The organism is Streptomyces sp. NPDC054863 (assembly GCF_053610825.1).
The window spans coordinates 1-14176 of the sequence record NZ_JBSGZD010000049.1 but is presented as its reverse complement, the minus strand read 5'-3'; the positions used below and the strand labels follow the sequence as shown (position 1 = coordinate 14176).

9 protein-coding genes are annotated in these 14176 nt (G+C 72.8%); 8 read left to right on the top strand and 1 reads right to left on the bottom strand.

Annotation, left to right across the window (positions count from 1 at the left end; genetic code table 11):
• Positions 1-123: 123 nt before the first annotated feature.
• The 4 genes from ACWGIG_RS12450 (at position 124) to nudC (ending at position 10011) form a co-directional block, all read left to right on the top strand.
• Complete coding sequence (locus ACWGIG_RS12450; RefSeq protein WP_453321532.1) at positions 124-3579, top strand: ATP-dependent helicase; 3456 nt, start codon at positions 124-126, stop codon at positions 3577-3579.
• A 76-nt stretch (positions 3580-3655) separates the two neighbouring features.
• A complete protein-coding gene (locus ACWGIG_RS12445) occupies positions 3656-7462 on the top strand; it encodes a UvrD-helicase domain-containing protein (RefSeq protein WP_453321515.1) in 3807 nt (1268 codons plus the stop codon).
• A gap of 10 nt (positions 7463-7472) precedes the next feature.
• Positions 7473-8870 (top strand): dipeptidase, encoded by a 1398-nt coding sequence (locus ACWGIG_RS12440; protein ID WP_453321514.1) that lies wholly within the window; start codon positions 7473-7475, stop codon positions 8868-8870.
• 199 nt (positions 8871-9069) lie between these two features.
• A complete protein-coding gene (gene nudC, locus ACWGIG_RS12435) occupies positions 9070-10011 on the top strand; it encodes an NAD(+) diphosphatase (protein ID WP_453321531.1) in 942 nt (313 codons plus the stop codon).
• A gap of 128 nt (positions 10012-10139) precedes the next feature.
• Here the strand turns inward: nudC and ACWGIG_RS12430 are convergent, their stop codons facing one another.
• Entirely contained in the window at positions 10140-10397 is a 258-nt protein-coding gene (locus ACWGIG_RS12430) for a glutaredoxin domain-containing protein (protein ID WP_362418580.1), read from the bottom strand.
• Between the two features lie 164 nt (positions 10398-10561).
• On the opposite strand from ACWGIG_RS12430, the gene ACWGIG_RS12425 reads away from it, so the two are divergent.
• The 4 genes from ACWGIG_RS12425 (at position 10562) to ACWGIG_RS12410 (ending at position 14128) form a co-directional block, all read left to right on the top strand.
• Entirely contained in the window at positions 10562-12745 is a 2184-nt protein-coding gene (locus ACWGIG_RS12425; RefSeq protein ID WP_453321513.1) for an ATP-dependent DNA helicase UvrD2, read from the top strand.
• 170 nt (positions 12746-12915) lie between these two features.
• Complete coding sequence (locus ACWGIG_RS12420) at positions 12916-13260, top strand: hypothetical protein (protein ID WP_453321512.1); 345 nt, start codon at positions 12916-12918, stop codon at positions 13258-13260.
• Between the two features lie 173 nt (positions 13261-13433).
• On the top strand, positions 13434-13802 hold the full coding sequence (locus ACWGIG_RS12415) for a WhiB family transcriptional regulator (protein ID WP_453321511.1): 369 nt from the start codon (positions 13434-13436) through the stop codon (positions 13800-13802).
• Positions 13799-14128 (top strand): hypothetical protein, encoded by a 330-nt coding sequence (locus ACWGIG_RS12410; RefSeq protein WP_453321510.1) that lies wholly within the window; start codon positions 13799-13801, stop codon positions 14126-14128. Before ACWGIG_RS12415 ends, ACWGIG_RS12410 begins: the two co-directional genes overlap by 4 nt.
• The last annotated feature ends 48 nt before the right edge of the window (positions 14129-14176 follow it).

The following is a 14176-nucleotide window of genomic DNA, read 5'->3' as shown; positions in this document are numbered from 1 at the left end:
GCGGCTGCACGCGGCGCGGCTCCGAACAGCACAGTCGTCCCCCCAGCACAGTCATTTCCCGCTCGGCACAGTCGTTCCCCGCGGCCGCAGGGCAGACCAGCACACCACCCACCAGGACCGGCGATCCACGTGAGCACCTCCATTTCCTCGGACCCCTCGGGCTCCACAGGGACCTCCCGGACGCACCGGACGCAGCCGCACCAGCCCTATCGGCAGACACGGCAGCGGATCCCGGGCACGTACCGGCTGGTCCGTACCGCGCCGGGCCGGGTGGACCCTCCTCTGCTGGACGCACAGCAGCGCGCGGTGGTTGACCACGGGATGGGGCCCCTGCTCGTCCTCGCGGGGCCCGGCACCGGAAAGACGACGACCCTCGTCGAGGCGGTCGCCTCCAGAGCGGCCGCGGGGACCCGGCCCGAGCGGATCCTCGTCCTGACGTTCAGCCGCAAGGCGGCCGTCGAGCTGCGCGACCGCATGGCGCTCCGCCTCGGTGCCCAGCAGGCCCCACAGGCCACCACCTTCCACTCGTTCTGCTACGCCCTGGTCCGCGCCCACCAGGACAGCGACCTGTTCAGTGAGCCGCTGCGGCTGCTGTCGGGCCCCGAACAGGACGTGGCCGTACGGGAACTGCTCGCCGGTGAGATCGACCTGGAGAAGGCCGGTCTGGCCCACGTCAGCTGGCCCGACGAACTGCGCGCCTGCCTCACCACCCGCGGCTTCGCCGACGAGGTCCGCGCGGTGCTGGCCCGCAGCCGCGAACTGGGGCTCGGGCCCGACGCCCTGCGGGACTTCGCGGACCGCACCGGCCGCCCCGACTGGCGGGCGGCGGCGACCTTCCTCGCCGAGTACCTCGACGTCCTCGAAATGCAGGGCGTCCTCGACTACGCCGAACTGGTGCACCGCGCGGTGCTGCTCGCCGAGCGGGAAGCGGTGACCGGACGGCTCGCGTCCGCCTATGACGCCGTGTTCGTCGACGAGTACCAGGACACCGACCCCGCGCAGGTGCGGCTGCTGCACGCGCTGGCCGGGCAGGGGCGCACCCTGGTGGCGTTCGGCGACCCCGACCAGTCGATCTACGCCTTCCGGGGGGCCGACGTCGGCGGCATCCTCGACTTCCCCCAGACCTTCCGCGCCCCGGACGGCAGCCCGGCCCGCGTCGAGGTCCTCACCACCTCGCGCCGCTCCGGCGCAGGACTGCTCGCCGCGACCCGGCTGCTCACCCGGCGGATGCCGCTGGGCCGGCTGCCGGCCGCCGCGGTGCAGGCCCACCGGGACCTCGCGCCGGTCCGTGACGGCGGCCGGGTCGAGGTCTTCACCTACCCGACGGCGGGCACCGAACTGGACAACGTCGCGGACATCCTGCGCCGCGCACATCTTGAGGAGGGCGTGCCGTGGAGCGAGATGGCCGTCCTCGTCCGCGCGGGCGGCCGGACGATCCCCTCGGTACGGCGCGCGCTGACCTCGGCCGGGGTGCCCCTGGAGATCGACGGCGACGACCTTCCGCTGCGGCACGAACCCGCGGTCACCCCTCTGCTGACGGCGCTCCGGGCGGTGGCACGGGCGGCGCTGGAGCACGCGCCGAGGACACCGTTCACGGCGGAACCCGTCGACGGCGCGCCCCGTGCCGACGACGCACCTCTTGAGGCGGCGGCGGACGGCCCCGACGACGGTGACGGCGCCGCCCCCGCGCACGTCCCCGCCTGGCTCGGCACCGAGACCGCCGTCGAACTCCTCTCCTCCCCCCTCGGCGGCATGGACGCCGCCGACCTGCGCCGCCTCGGCCGTGCCCTGCGCGACGAGGAACGCGCCGCGGGCAACAAGGTGCCGCCGCCCTCCGACGTACTCCTCGCCCGCGCCCTCGCCGAGCCCGAGCGGCTCGTCGCGCACGACCCCGCGTACGCGCGCGGGGCGCAGCGCCTCGGCGCCCTGCTGCGCGAGGCCCGCGAACTCCTCCAAGGCGGCGGCACCGCCGAGGAGGCCCTGTGGGAACTGTGGGCGGGCAGCACCACCTGGACGCGCCGGCTGGAGCGGGCCGCCCTGCGCGGCGGCCCCGCCGGGCGCAACGCGGACCGCGACCTGGACGCCATATGCGCCCTGTTCGACACGGCGGCCCGCGCCGAGGAACGCTCCGGGGGACGCGGCGCCCTCAACTTCCTGGAGGAGCTGGACGCCCAGGACATCGCCGCCGACACCCTCAGCAGGCGCACCGTGAGGACCGAAGCGGTACGGCTGATGACCGCCCACCGCGCCAAGGGCCTGGAGTGGCGGCTGGTCGTCGTCACCGGGGCGCAGGAAGGACTCTGGCCCGACCTGCGCCGTCGCGGCTCCCTCCTGGAGGCCGACCGGATCGGCCGCGACGGCCTCGCCGAACCCCTCACCCCCGGCGCACTCCTCGCCGAGGAGCGCCGCCTCTTCTACGTCGCCGCCACACGCGCCCGTGAACGCCTCGTCGTCACCGCGGTGAAGGCCCCCGCCGACGACGGCGACCAGCCCTCCCGCTTCCTCACCGAACTCGGCGTCGAGCCCCGCGACGTCACGGGGCGCCCCCGCCGTCCCCTCGCCGTCGCCGCGCTCGTCGCCGAACTGCGCGCCACCACCGTCGATCCGGACGCCTCCGACGCCCTGCGCGACGCCGCCGCCCGCAGACTCGCCCGGCTGGCCGCGCTCAGCGACGAGGACGACCGGCCGATGGTGCCCGCCGCCCACCCGAACAACTGGTGGGGTCTGTACGAGCCGACGCACAGCGCGGTGCCGCTGCGCGACCGGGACCAGCCCGTCGCCCTGTCCGGCAGCGCCCTCGACCAGCTCGCCAACACCTGCTCCCTGCAGTGGTTCCTGGGGCGCGAGGTCAAGGCGGACGCCCCCGCCACCGCTGCCCAGGGCTTCGGCAACGTCGTCCACGTACTCGCCGACGAGGTCGCATCCGGCCGTACGCCCGCCGATCTGGGCGTCCTCATGGAGCGGCTCGACTCCGTGTGGGACGCGCTCGCCTTCGACGCGCCCTGGAAGTCCCGGCAGGAGAAGGAGCACGCGCGCGTGGCGCTGGAGCGCTTCCTCGCCTGGCACGTCATGGACCGCGGCGGGCGCACCGCCGTCGCCACCGAACACGGCTTCGACGTGACGCTGGAGGCGGGCGGCGAGTACGAGGTGCGCATCCGCGGCTCCATGGACCGCGTCGAGACGGACGCACAGGGCCGGGCGTACGTCGTGGACTTCAAGACCGGCAAGTCCGCCCCGACCCGCGACGAGGTCGCCCACCACCCGCAGCTCGCCGTCTACCAGCTGGCCGTCCGCGAGGGCGCCGTCGACGACGTCTTCGGCGGCCGGAACCCCGGGCCCGGCGGAGCGGAACTCGTCCAGCTGCGGCAGGGCGCCGCCAAGAAGGACGGCGGCGAGGACCTCCCGAAGATCCAGGCCCAGCAGCCCCTCGCGGGGGAGTGGGTCGGCGACCTGCTGGCCACCGCGGCCGGCCGGGTCCTCGACGAGAGGTTCGCACCGAGCACCGGCCAGCAGTGCACGCACTGCGCTTTCCGGGCGTCGTGCAGCGCGCAGCCGGAGGGCCGGCACATCGTGGAGTGACCGTCCCAGCGGGGAAAGTGCCTGGTGAGAGGTGCTGTGACGGTCGTTGTCAGTGGGGGCGGATAGCCTTTTCGAGGTGACCACCACAATCACCGACCCCGAGCAGCTCAAGCAGCTCCTCGGCATCCCGTTCACCCCGGAGCAGCTGGCGTGCATCACGGCACCCACCGCCCCGCAGGTCATCGTGGCCGGGGCCGGATCGGGCAAGACGACGGTGATGGCCGCCCGCGTGGTGTGGCTGGTGGGGACCGGCCAGGTCGCCCCCGAGCAGGTCCTCGGCCTCACCTTCACCAACAAGGCGGCCGGCGAGCTCGCCGAGCGCGTCCGCAAGGCCCTGATCGGCGCCGGGATCACCGACCCCGACGCCATCGACCCCGACAACCCTCCCGGCGAACCCCGCATCTCCACCTACCACGCCTTCGCCGGGCAGCTCCTCACCGACCACGGCCTGCGCATCGGCCTCGAACCCTCCGCCCGCCTCCTCGCCGACGCCACCCGCTTCCAGCTCGCCGCCCGCGTCCTGCGCGAGGCCCCCGGCCCGTACCCGGCCCTCACCAGGTCCTTCGCCAGCCTGGTCAGCGACGTCCTCGCCCTGGACGCGGAGCTCGCCGAGCACCTCGTCACACCGCAGACCCTCCGGACGTACGACACGGAGCTGCTGCGCACCCTGGAAGGCGTCAAGCTCTCCAACGCCGACCTGCGCAAGGTCCCCGAGGCCGCCGAAGCCCGCCGGGAACTCCTCGAACTGACCGTCCGGTACCGGGAGCAGAAGAGCAGCCGGGACCTCCTCGACTTCGGCGACCAGATCGCGCTCTCCGCCCGGCTCGCCGCCCTGCCCGAGGTGGGTGCCGCGCTGCGCGGCGAGTTCCGGGTGGTCCTGCTCGACGAGTACCAGGACACCTCGGTGGCCCAACGGCTGCTGCTTTCGGGGCTGTTCGGCGGTGGCACCGGGCACCCGGTCACAGCGGTCGGCGACCCCTGCCAGGCGATCTACGGCTGGCGCGGCGCCTCCGTCGCCAACCTCGACGACTTCCCCGAGCACTTCGCGCACGAGGACGGCCGCCCCGCCGACCGCTACTCGCTCAGCGAGAACCGCCGCAGCGGAGGCCGCCTGCTCGACCTCGCCAACGGCCTGGCCACCCCGCTGCGCGCCATGCACCGCGGCGTCGAGGCCCTGCGCCCCGCCCCCGGCGCGGAGCGCGACGGCATCGTCCGCTGCGCCCTCCTCCGTACGCACGAGGAGGAGATCGACTGGATCGCCGACTCCCTCGCCCACCTGGTGCGCACGGGCAAGGAACCCCAGGACATCGCCGTCCTGTGCCGCACGGCGGGCGACTTCCCCGCGATCCAGGCGGCCCTGGTCGCCCGCGACATCCCCGTCGAGGTGGTCGGCCTGTCCGGGCTGCTGCACCTGCCCGAGGTCGCCGACCTCGTCGCGGTCTGCGAAGTCCTCCAGGACCCGGGTGCCAACGCCTCCCTCGTACGGCTGCTCACCGGCCCCCGCTGGCGGATCGGCCCCCGCGACCTGGCACTGCTCGGCCGGCGCGCGCGGCTGCTCGTGCACCGGGGGAGCGGCGCCGACGACGACCCCGACCGCAGGCTGGCGGAGGCCGTCGAGGGGGTCGACCCGTCCGAGGTGATATCGCTCGCCGACGCCCTCGACACCTTCCTGGAGTCGGCGGGGGAAGCGGACGACGGGCTGCCGTTCTCGGCGGAGGCCCGGGTGCGGTTCGCCCACCTCGCCCTCGAACTGCGCGAGCTGCGCCGCTCGCTGGCCGACCCGCTCATGGACGTCCTGCACCGCGTCCTGCACACCACCGGCCTCGAAGTCGAACTCTCCGCCTCCCCGAGGGCCCTGGCCGCCCGCCGCCGCGAGACCCTCAACAGCTTCCTCGACACGGCGGCCGGTTTCGCCTCGCTGGACGGCGAGGCGACCCTGCTCGCCTTCCTCGGCTTCCTGCACACCGCCGCCCAGTACGAGAAGGGCATGGACCACGCACTGCCCGGCGGCGAGAACACGGTGAAGGTCCTCACCGCGCACAAGTCCAAGGGCCTGGAGTGGGACGTGGTCGCCGCCCCCGGCCTGGTCAAGGGCACCTTCCCCAGCGAGCAGACCCGCGACGCGTGGACCTCCCAGGCCAAGGTCCTGCCGCACGCCCTGCGCGGCGACGCACAGACCCTCCCCGACGTGGAGGAGTGGGACGCCAAGGGCATGAAGGCCTTCAAGGACCTGATGAAGGACCACCAGCACACCGAGGAACTCCGCCTCGGATACGTCACGTTCACCCGCCCCCGCAGCCTGCTGCTCGGCTCCGGCCACTGGTGGGGCCCGTCCCAGAAGAAGCCGCGCGGCCCCTCCGACTTCCTCACCGCGCTGTACGAGCACTCCGCGGCCGGCTTCGGCGAGATCGAGGTGTGGGCGGAGCACCCGGAGGAGGGTGAGGAGAACCCCGCCCTCCAGGAGCCGGCCACCGACCGCGCCTGGCCGCTTCCGCTCGACGACGAGGCCCTGGCCCGCCGCCGCCGCGCGGCCGGCACGGTCCGCGCCCACCTGGACGCCCTCCGGAACACCCCGCAGCCCCCGCCCCCGCCGTCGCCGTCACCGACGGCCTGGGACGACTGGATCCCGGCGGAGGCCCCCGACGACCCCGAGGAGTGGGCCGCCCCGGACGACGCGGAGTCCGCCGCCGACTGGGACGCGCTCTCGACCCGGCGCCCGGACCCCGGCGCGGCGCAGCACACCACCCCTGGCACCTCGGCACCGGACCACGAGCACGCCACCGCTGGCACCCCCCGTACCGCAGCGTTGGGCCACGAGCACGACAGCCCCGGCACTTCGGCACCGGGCCACGAGCATGCCGCCGCTGGTACCCCCGTCACCTCTGGCACCCCCCGGACCGCAGCGCTGGGCCACGAGAACGACAGCCCCGGCACTTCGGCGCTGGGTCACGAGCACGCCACCTCTGGCACCTCCGCCACCTCTGGCACTTCCGGTACCGCAGCGCTGGGCCACGAGCACGACAGCCCCGGCACCTCGGCGCTGGGCCACGAAGGTGTATCCGCTCGTGAGCACCCGGACCCCTCCGGTCCCACCGTGCCGCTCCCTGCGCCCCTTGCGCCTGCGCCCCCCGCGCCCCTCACCCCCGAAGAGTCCCGAGCCGTCGCTTCCTGGGACCGTGACCTCGACGCCCTCTCCGACGAGCTGCGGCGCTCCCGTGCCACCACCCGCGACGTCCCCGTTCCGCCGGCCCTCTCCGCCACCCAGCTCATGCGCCTCGCCGCCGACCCCGACGGCTTCGCCCAGGAGCTGGCCCGCCCCATGCCCAGGCCGCCGCAGCCCGCCGCCCGGCGCGGCACCCGGTTCCACGCCTGGGTGGAGTCCCGCTTCGAGGAGCTCCCCCTCCCGATGCTCGGCCCCGAGGAGCTGCCCGGCGGCGACGAGGACGACGCCGAGATCGCCGACGAGCGCGATCTGGCCGCCCTCAAAGAGGCCTTCGAGCGCACCGCGTACGCCCGCCGCACCCCGCACCGCACCGAGACCCCGTTCCACCTCACCCTCGCGGGCCGCGTGATCCGCGGCCGTATCGACGCCGTCTACCGCGACGAAGCCACCGGCGCGTACGAGATCGTCGACTGGAAGACCAGCCGCACCCGGGCCGCCGACCCCCTCCAGCTCGCCATCTACCGACTGGCCTGGGCCGAGCTGCACGGACTGCGCCCCGATGAGGTTCTGGCCACATTCCTGTACGTACGAAGCGGCGAGGTCGTCCGCCCCACCCGCCTGCCGGGCCGCCCGGAGCTGGAGCGCATCCTCTCCGGCGAACCCCCGGCCGACGAGAGCGCGACCTGGGCGCCGGACGCCGCACCTCCCCCGGAGAGTTAGGCTCAAGGTCATGAGCGACACCCCGGACAGCGCCGTCCGTACGTACATCGAGGAGCACCGCACCGCCTTCCTCGCCGACCTGGCCGAGTGGCTGCGCATCCCCTCCGTCTCGGCCCAGCCCGAGCACGCCGAGGACGTACGGCGCAGTGCCGAATGGCTGTCCGCCAAGCTCCGCGAGACCGGATTCCCGGTCGCCGAGATCTGGCCCACCGACGGCGCCCCCGCGGTCTTCGCCGAGTGGCCGTCGGGCGACGCGGACGCCCCCACGGTCCTGGTCTACGGACACCACGACGTGCAGCCCGCCGCCCGCGAGGACGGCTGGCACACGGAGCCCTTCGAGCCGACGACGATCGACGGCCGGATGTACGGCCGGGGCGCCGCCGACGACAAGGGCCAGGTGTTCTTCCACACGCTCGGCGTGCGCGCGCACCTCGCCGCCACCGGCCGCACCGCCCCCGCAGTCAACCTCAAGCTGCTGATCGAGGGCGAGGAGGAGTCCGGCTCGCCGCACTTCCGCGCGCTCATCGAGCAGCAGCGGGAGCGCCTCGCCGCCGACACCGTGATCGTCTCCGACACCGGCATGTGGTCCGAGGACACCCCGACCGTCTGCACCGGCATGCGCGGCGTCGCCGACTGCGAGATCACCTTCCGCGGCCCCGACCAGGACATCCACTCCGGCTCCTTCGGCGGCGCGGTCCCCAACCCCGCCACCGTCGCCGCCCGCGTGGTCGCCGCCCTGCACGACGAGGAAGGACACATCACCGTCCCCGGCTTCTACGACGGCATCGTCCCCCTCACCGACCAGGAGCGCGCACTCTTCGCCGAGCTCCCCTTCGACGAGGCGAAGTGGCTGAGCACCGCCAAGTCGTACGCCACCCACGGCGAAGCCGGGTACTCCACGCTGGAGCGCATCTGGGCCCGCCCGACCGCCGAGGTCAACGGCATCGGCGGCGGCTACCAGGGCCCCGGCGGCAAGACCGTCGTCCCCGCGTCCGCCGAGCTGAAGCTGTCGTTCCGCCTCGTCGCAGGACAGGACCCGGACAAGATCGAGCAGGCGGTACGGGACTGGATCGCCCCCCGCGTCCCGGCCGGAATCCGGTACGAGATCACCTTCGGCGCCGCCACCCGCCCCTGCCTCACCCCGCTCGACCACCCCGCCCTGCAGTCCGTCGTGCGGGCCATGGGCCGCGCCTTCGAGCAGCCGGTCCGCTTCACGCGCGAGGGCGGCTCGGGCCCGGCCGCCGACCTCCAGGACGTCCTCGGCGCACCCGTCCTCTTCCTGGGCATCTCCGTACCGTCCGACGGCTGGCACGCGCCCAACGAGAAGGTCGAGCTGGACCTGCTGCTCAAGGGCGTCGAGACCACCGCGTACCTGTGGGGCGACCTCGCCGCGCAGGACAACCGCTGAGCAGAGCGGCACCACTACCGAGCAGAGCAGAACAACCGCTGAGCAGAGCAGAACAACCGCTGAGCAGAACAGAACAACCGCTGAGCAGAACAGAATCCCGATCCACCCGGGGGAGTTGGAAGCACCTGTGAGCACCAGCACCGACAACGGCGTCACCGCGAGCACCACCAGTACGACCGGCACCACCAGCAGCACCAGCCTGACCCCCACCGGGGGCCCCGACCGCCCCCTCGCCCTCTCCGCCCCCAGCGGTATCGACCGCGCCGCGCACCACCGGTTGGACGAGGCCTGGCTGGCCGCCGCCTGGAGCCACCCCTCGACCCGCGTCTTCGTCGTCTCCGGCGGGCAGGCGCTGGTCGACGACACCCCCGACGGCCGCACCGAGCTGGTCATGACCCCCGCCTTCGAGGCCCCCGTCACCGAGACCCACCGCTACTTCCTGGGCACCGACGACGACGGCGTCAGCTACTTCGCCCTCCAGAAGGACACCCTCCCGGGCCGCATGGACCAGTCCGCGCGCGCGGCCGGGCTGCGCGAGGCGGGCCTGCTGCTCTCCCCCCGGGACGCGGGCCTGATGGTGCACGCGGTCGCCCTGGAGAACTGGCAGCGCCTGCACCGCTTCTGCTCCCGCTGCGGCGAGCGCACCGTGATCGCCGCCGCCGGACACATCCGCCGCTGCCAGGCCTGCGGCGCCGAGCACTACCCGCGCACCGACCCCGCGGTGATCATGCTGGTCACCGACGATCAGGACCGCGCGCTCCTCGGCCGTCAGGTGCACTGGCCCGAGGGCCGCTTCTCGACCCTCGCGGGCTTCGTCGAGCCGGGCGAGTCCATCGAGCAGTCGGTGGCCCGCGAGGTCTTCGAGGAGGCGGGCGTCGTGGTCGGCGACGTCGAGTACGTCGCCAGCCAGCCTTGGCCGTTCCCTTCCAGCCTGATGCTCGGCTTCATGGCCCGCGCCACCAGCTCCGAGATCAACGTCGACGGCGAGGAGATCGAGGAGGCCCGCTGGTTCTCCCGCGCGGACCTCACCGCCGCCTTCGAGTCCGGCGAGGTGCTCCCGCCGTACGGCATCTCGATCGCGGCCCGCCTGATCGAGCTCTGGTACGGCGAACCCCTGCCGAAGCAGGGCCGCGCGGCCTGACCTCGTCGCACGTACGAAAGAACCGCCGCCCGCGGTATACGCCGGGCGGCGGTTCATTCATGCGTACCAGGCCTGCGTACCAGGCCTGTGTACAAGGCATGCGTACCTCGCATGCGTACAACAGGAGGTCAGGCGGCGGCCAGCGCCTGCTTGACCTGCGCCAGCGACGGGTTCGTCATGACCGACTCGGTGCCGGCGGGGGAAACCACCAGGAGCGTCGGGACGGTCTGGTTGCCGCCGTTCGCCTTCTCCACGAACGCGGCCGAGTCGGCGTCGTGCTCGATGTTGACCTCGTTGTACGCGATGCCTTCGCGGTCCATCTGGCCCTTGAGCCGGCGGCAGTAGCCGCACCACGTGGTGCTGTACATCGTCACGGTGCCCGACATGTCCCTCTTGCTCCTCTGATTCGCTGGGTAAATCCGAACTGATCCGTACTCCCAGTGACTCGAACGTACGCGACCCGCCCACCATTCCCGCATTAGTACGACCAACGCCCACCCCCTGTGGACAACCGCCGCACCCGTCCCCGCAGACCTGGCAGCATGGCAGGGTGACAGCAGCAACGCACTCCTCCCCTTTCCCGCAGGTCCCGGAGACGGCCGCAGCGGTGCTCGACGGGCTCGACCCGGAGCAGCGCGAGGTCGCGACCGCCCTGCACGGGCCGGTGTGCGTCCTCGCCGGAGCCGGTACGGGCAAGACCCGCGCGATCACCCACCGGATCGCCTACGGAGTACGCCTGGGCACCTACGAGCCGACAAGCGTGCTGGCGGTGACCTTCACCGTGCGCGCCGCGGGCGAGATGCGCGGCCGACTCCGCCAGCTCGGCGCGGGAGGCGTCCAGGTCCGCACCTTCCACGCCGCCGCCCTGCGCCAGCTCCGCTACTTCTGGCCCAAGGCCGTCGGTGGTGACCTGCCGCGCCTGATCGAGCGCAAGGTGGCGCTGGTCGCCGAGGCGGCCGGACACCTCGGCATCCGCCTCGACCGGGGCGAGCTGCGTGACGTGACGGCAGAGATCGAATGGGCCAAGGTCACCCAGATCGTCCCCGGCGACTACCCCGCCGAAATCGCCAAGGCACACCGCGAGGCCCCCCGCACCCCGTCGGAAATCAGCCAGATCTACGCGTCGTACGAGCAGCTGAAGCGCGAGCGCTCGGTCATCGACTTCGAGGACGTGCTGCTGCTGACCGTCGGCATCCTCCAGGACCAGCACCTCATCGCCGACGAGTTCCGCCGCCAGTACCAGCACTTCGTCGTCGACGAGTACCAGGACGTCAGCCCGCTCCAGCAGCGGCTGCTCGACCTGTGGCTGGGCGACCGCGACAGCCTCTGCGTGGTCGGCGACGCCAACCAGACGATCTACTCCTTCACCGGCGCCACCCCCGACCACCTGCTGAACTTCCGCACCCGCCACCCCGAGGCGACCGTCGTCAAGCTGATCCGCGACTACCGCTCCACCCCCCAGGTGGTCCACCTCGCCAACGGCGTCCTCGCCCCGGCCACCGGCCGCGCCGCCGAGCACCGCCTTGAGCTGATCTCGCAGCGCGACCCGGGCCCCGTCCCCGTCTTCCGGGAGTACGGCGACGAACCCGCCGAGGCCGAGGGCACCGCCCGCCGCATCCGGGACCTGATCGCCGCGGGCGTCCCGGCCGGCGAGATCGCCGTGCTGTACCGCATCAACGCCCAGTCCGAGGTGTACGAGCAGGCGCTCGCCGACGCCGGGGTGCCCTACCTGCTGCGCGGGGCCGAGCGGTTCTTCGAGCGTCCCGAGGTGCGCGAGGCGATCGCCGCACTGCGCAGCGCGGCCCGGTTCGGCCGCAACGACTCCCTGCTCGACGGCGTCGAGGGCCTGCCCGCCCAGGTCCGCGCCATCCTCAGCGGCAGCGGCTGGAAACCGACCCCCCCGGCAGGCTCCGGCGCGGCCCGCGACCGCTGGGAGTCCCTCGCCGCACTGGCCCGGCTCGCGGAGGACTTCGCCAAGGCCGCGCCGCAGGTCACCCTCGCCGACCTGGTCAAGGAACTGGAGGAGCGGGCCGCCGCCCAGCACGCGCCCACCGTCCAGGGCGTCACCCTCGCCTCGCTGCACGCCGCGAAGGGCCTGGAGTGGGACGCCGTGTTCCTGGTCGGCCTCACCGAGGGCATGATGCCGATCACGTACGCGAAGACCGACGAGCAGGTGGAGGAGGAGCGCCGCCTGCTGTACGTCGGCGTCACCCGGGCCCGTGTCCATCTGAGCCTGTCCTGGGCGCTCGCCCGCTCACCCGGCGGACGCCCCTCCCGCACGGCCAGCCGCTTCCTGAAGGGCCTGCGCCCCGGCTCCGGGAGCCAGGTGTCCCGGGCGGCGGCGGGCGGCGGCTCGTCCTCGTCCGGGGCCGCGCCCGGCACCGCCGTGCGCGCCTTCCGGGGGCCGATCCGCTGCCGGGTGTGCGGCAAGACGCTCATCGACGGCGGCGAGATGAAGCTGATGCGCTGCGAGGACTGCCCCTCCGACATGGACGAGGGGCTGTACGAGCGGCTGCACGACTGGCGCGAGACCCAGGCCGGGAAGCTCGGACAGCCCGGGTACTGCGTCTTCACCGACAAGACCCTCATGGCGATCGCCGAGGCCAGGCCCGACGCCGAGGGCGACCTGGTCAGGATCGCCGGTGTCGGTGCCCGCAAGCTGCGGCTCTACGGAACCGACGTCCTGGCCCTCTGTGCAGGTCAGGAGCTCGGCGGGGGCGGGGTCCCGGACTGAGGAAAACTCGTCGAAAAAATAGTTTGCGCTAGTCCCCGGGAGCCCCATAGGTTCTTAACCACGGGAACAGCGGCTCTTCTCTGAAGCCCTGTTTTTGTGCTGTACTTATCCGAATACGCGTGTCCAGGCCTCGGCCCGGACCATCTAGACGCCGAGAGGAGGCGATTGCAGTGACCAGCTTCATTGACTTCAACAAAATGACCGATCGCTCTGTCGTCTCCACCTGCACCCTCGGCTCTTCGCTCTCTGCTGTCGTCTCGCTCGGCGCCACCGCTTCGCTGCACGGCACCGGTCTGTCCGGCATCTCCGCCGTCAGCCCGGCTGCCCTGGCGAGCCTCCCCGTCCGGGAGCGCAATGAGCGACCGACCGAGGCACCGGAAGCAGCAGTAGCAAAGGCACAGGCGAAGGCCTATGCGTTTGCGGCGACCGGTGCCGGATCGAAGACGCAGGCGACGACGCAGCACCACCTGATGTGGGCCTTCCGTGGGCTCGAACCCTGGAGTGATCCAGTCTGATCGACGATCAGACCGGCGCCTTCAGGGCCGCGGAACCCCACCCGGGATCCGCGGCCCTTTTGTTTTTCCCGAAACGGAACGACAGGACGAAGGGGCCTCGGGACCAAGCAGTACCCGGTACCAGCCACCACTCGGCCAACAGGCCGGAACGAACAGACGAGGAACCCACCACCGTGCAACTCGACACGCACGCCCCGTCCGTACCGACTTCCCACCCGATCCCGCCGCCCGGTCTCACGGAGGACTCCACCTTGACCCCCCTCACTGCGCTCACCGCGCTCGACGACGCCATCGAGAACCTCGGCGTGCCCGTCCCCTGCCGTTCGTACGACCCGGAGGTCTTCTTCGCCGAGTCCCCGGCCGACGTCGAGTACGCCAAGGCGCTCTGCCGCACCTGCCCGCTGGTCGAGGCCTGCCTCGCCGGTGCCAAGGAGCGCCGCGAGCCCTGGGGCGTCTGGGGCGGCGAGCTCTTCGTCCAGGGCGTCGTTGTCGCCCGCAAGCGTCCGCGTGGCCGTCCGCGCAAGAACCCGGTCGCCGCATGAACATCACCGGCACAGGACCCATTGACCGCCCCCACACGCACGATCCCCAGAAGCAGGACCCGATGATCCCCACCACGTACGAGCCGTCCGGCTCCGCAACCTCCACCGCAAGCACCATCGGCGCGAACGCCTCGCGTCAGAACAGGACCCGCGAGATGCAACTCATCCCAGAAGCCATGGCTCGTGCCCATATGCAAGAGCGTCGGCGGGAAGCCGACGCGGAACGCCAGGCCGTGCGCCTGGTCGCCGCCCGGCGCATGCAGCGCCGCGCGGAGCGCGTCTCGCTCCGCGCCCGCCGCGCGCTGGCCATGGCGGTCATGCAGTAGCAGACCGCCACGGGAAAGCGGCCCGGGCACGTGCTCGCCGTACGAGCA

Coding starts and splice junctions, on each gene's coding strand:
- ACWGIG_RS12440 (WP_453321514.1), top strand. CDS start 7,473: ATGAGCGACACCCCGGACAGCGCCGTCCGTACGTACATCGAGGAGCAC.
- ACWGIG_RS12430 (WP_362418580.1), bottom strand. CDS start 10,397: ATGTCGGGCACCGTGACGATGTACAGCACCACGTGGTGCGGCTACTGC.
- ACWGIG_RS12410 (WP_453321510.1), top strand. CDS start 13,799: ATGAACATCACCGGCACAGGACCCATTGACCGCCCCCACACGCACGAT.